This is a genomic window from Ruegeria sp. BG6 (genome assembly GCF_056538465.1).
In genome coordinates, this window is record NZ_JBQFTB010000033.1 from 1 (window position 1) to 2,500 (window position 2,500).

Sequence of the window (2,500 nt, forward strand, 5' to 3'; positions counted from 1 at the left end):
GCGAAGCTCTCCGAAGCTACGCCCTCACCGGTGCGACTGCAGCCGAACCTTTCCGAACTTTATCGCTCCAAGGTTTCCGATCTGGCGCAGGTTTTGTCGGATCCGTCGATCCGTACAGGGGCCTTGGAGATTATCCGGGGCTTGATCGAACGTGTTACGATCAGGCACACCAACGATGGCGTTCAGATCGACTTGGAAGGTGCGTTGACCGCGATGATTGGGTTGGTCCAGAACGACAAAAGCCGCCTTGCGGCGGCTGGTTCGGTAAAAGTGGTTGCGGGAGGACGCAGCAGACGATCACGGCAGGCGGGAGGCCCAAAAGCAAAAACCTCCGCGGCAGGACCGGCGGAGGCATCGCAAATATCGCTGGTTGCGGGAGCAGGATTTGAACCTGCGACCTTCAGGTTAGTAGCCTGACGAGGTGAAGACGTTAAGCAATTGATCCAGTGGATCAATTGTAGTCTGAACGGGCTGTTCTGAGAGTTTCCGACGCTGGTTGCGGGAGTAGGATTTGAACCTACGACCTTCAGGTTATGAGCCTGACGAGCTACCGGGCTGCTCCATCCCGCGTCAGGGTCGGAAAGTGTGTCATCGTTTAGAGAGGTTTTGGGGGATTTTACTAGGTTTGGCGGTGACCTACTCTCCCGGGGCTTAAGCCCAAGTACCATTGGCGCGGCAGTGCTTAACTTCCGGGTTCGGGATGGGACCGGGTGTTTCACTTGCGCTATGACCACCAAACCGAGGAAAATCCCCGTCGCTCTTTTTGCGAAGCAAAAAGGCGACGCGCAGGAGGCAGCGTATTCGCGAAGCGGATGCGCGTTCCTGCACAGTTGTTATGTCAATCAACAGTGCCGCTTGGCGCGACACAGCCATCCCTAGTCAAAGAGGTGTATGTTTTTGATTTGTCTTTCCATTACTGGATCAAATCAAGCCTATCGGGCGATTAGTACCGGTCAACTGAACGCATTACTGCGCTTACATCTCCGGCCTATTGACGTGGTGGTCTTCCACGGCCCTCAGGGAGACCTTGTTTTGAGGGGGGCTTCCCGCTTAGATGCCTTCAGCGGTTATCCTGTCCGATCATAGCTACCCAGCACTGCCGTTGGCACGACAACTGGTCCACCAGTGGATCGTTCACCCCGGTCCTCTCGTACTAGGGGCAACTCCTCTCAAGTCTCCTACACCCACGGCAGATAGGGACCGAACTGTCTCACGACGTTCTAAACCCAGCTCACGTACCTCTTTAAACGGCGAACAGCCGTACCCTTGGGACCTGCTCCAGCCCCAGGATGAGATGAGCCGACATCGAGGTGCCAAACACTGCCGTCGATATGGACTCTTGGGCAGTATCAGCCTGTTATCCCCGGCGTACCTTTTATCCGTTGAGCGATGGCCCTTCCACTCGGGACCACCGGATCACTATGGCCGTCTTTCGACTCTGCTCGACTTGTCAGTCTTGCAGTCAGGCTGGCTTCTGCCATTGCACTCAACGAGCGATTTCCGACCGCTCTGAGCCAACCTTCGCGCGCCTCCGTTACGCTTTAGGAGGCGACCGCCCCAGTCAAACTACCCGCCACGCAGGGTCCCGGATCCGGATAACGGACCGCGGTTAGACATCAAGAGTGCGAAGGGTGGTATCTCAAGGGAGGCTCCACAGGTACTTGCGTTCCTGCTTCAAAGCCTACCACCTATCCTGCACATCACAATCCTGATGCCAGTGCGAAGCTGTAGTAAAGGTGCACGGGGTCTTTCCGTCTAACCGCGGGAAGCCTGCATCTTGACAGGCAATTCAATTTCGCTGAGTCGATGTTGGAGACAGCGGGGAAGTCGTTACGCCATTCGTGCAGGTCGGAACTTACCCGACAAGGAATTTCGCTACCTTAGGACCGTTATAGTTACGGCCGCCGTTTACCTGGGCTTCAATTCAAGGCTCTCACCTCTCCTTTTAACCTTCAGGCACCGGGCAGGCGTCAGACCCTATACGTCGTCTTGCGACTTCGCAGAGCCCTGTGTTTTTAATAAACAGTCGCCACCCCCTGGTTTGTGCCCCCAGCCCCTAGTTGCCTAGGAACCGGGCCTCCTTCTCGCGAACTTACGGAGGTATTTTGCCGAGTTCCTTCAACATCGTTCTCTCAAGCGCCTTGGTATGCTCTACCAGTCCACCTGTGTCGGTTTAGGGTACGGTCTGATGGAGGGCTATTTCCAGGAACCACTCAGCAGCCCAATCAATCCGATAAGATTGAACTACACCTGTGATCCGTCACATCCTCCTGGCCTAGGAATATTAACCTAGTTCCCATCGCCTACGCCTTTCGGCCTCGGCTTAGGGGCCGGCTTACCCTGCTCAGATTAGCTTTAAGCAGGAACCCTTGGACTTTCGGCGAGAGTGTCTCTCACACTCTTTGTCGCTACTCATGTCATCATTCTCACTAGTGATCTCTCCACCGGATCCCTCACAGGCCGGCTTCATCGAAAGAACTCGATCCGTCATTACACCCGC

1 tRNA gene, 2 rRNA genes and 1 pseudogene (1 of these 4 cut by a window edge) are annotated in these 2,500 nt (G+C 55.4%); 1 reads left to right on the plus strand and 3 read right to left on the minus strand.

Annotated features, from left to right (window positions below):
* Positions 1-417 (plus strand): annotated as a pseudogene (locus tag ACR0JW_RS23715) (hypothetical protein); the annotation flags it as partial.
* Between the two features lie 76 nt (positions 418-493).
* Here ACR0JW_RS23715 and ACR0JW_RS23720 read toward each other — a convergent pair.
* The 3 genes from ACR0JW_RS23720 to ACR0JW_RS23730 all read right to left on the minus strand — a co-directional run.
* Positions 494-570: transfer RNA gene (locus tag ACR0JW_RS23720), tRNA-Met, on the minus strand.
* 53 nt (positions 571-623) lie between these two features.
* A 5S ribosomal RNA gene (gene rrf, locus ACR0JW_RS23725) occupies positions 624-738 on the minus strand.
* Positions 739-922: 184 nt separating this feature from the next.
* Positions 923-2,500 (minus strand): 23S ribosomal RNA (locus ACR0JW_RS23730); it runs 1,265 nt beyond the window's last position.